This is a genomic window from Dictyoglomus sp. (assembly GCA_025060475.1).
GTDB lineage: Bacteria > Dictyoglomota > Dictyoglomia > Dictyoglomales > Dictyoglomaceae > NZ13-RE01.
The window spans coordinates 1-724 of sequence record JANXBZ010000050.1; the positions used below are offsets into that span (position 1 = coordinate 1).

Genomic DNA, 724 nt, shown 5'->3' on the forward strand with positions numbered 1-724 from the left:
TATAATCCAAAGGTTTGTGAAGAACTTGCTTATCTAGATAAAGTAGTATACGTCCATCCATTACAAGATGAAGAAACTATACAAGGTTCATTAAAATTAATGTATTTAGTTGAGAAATGGCTTTCTGAAATAACTGGAATGCATAGATTTACACTTCAACCAGCTGCTGGTGCTCATGGTGAACTTCTTGGATGTTTAATTATTAGAGCTTATCATGAGTATAGAAGTGAATCTAAGAAGACTGAAATTATAATTCCCGATAGTGCTCATGGCACTAATCCTGCTAGTGCAGCTATGGCTGGATTTAAAGTTATTGTAGTTCCATCTGATGAACGTGGATGTGTAGATTTTAAAGCTTTGAAAAGTGCAGTTTCTGAGAAAACTGCTGGAATGATGTTAACAAATCCAAATACACTTGGAATATTTGAAGAAGATATATTGGAAATTGCTGATTTAATTCATGATGTTGGTGGATTACTGTATTATGATGGAGCTAATTTGAATGGTATAATTGGAATAATTAGACCTGGAGATATGGGATTTGATATTGTACATTTAAATCTACATAAAACTTTCTCTACTCCTCATGGTGGTGGAGGTCCAGGTGCAGGTCCAATTGGTGTTACTAGAGATTTAGAACCATTTCTTCCAATTCCAGTAGTAGAGTATGATGGTAAAAAATATTACTTGGATTACAATAGACCTTTGTCAATTGGTAAAATTA

At 33.6% G+C, this 724-nt stretch carries 1 protein-coding gene; it reads left to right on the forward strand.

The annotated features are described in order from the left end of the window. Positions 1–724 (forward strand): aminotransferase class V-fold PLP-dependent enzyme (locus tag NZ841_08490; GenBank protein ID MCS7202797.1); only part of this gene is annotated, 724 nt, incomplete at both ends.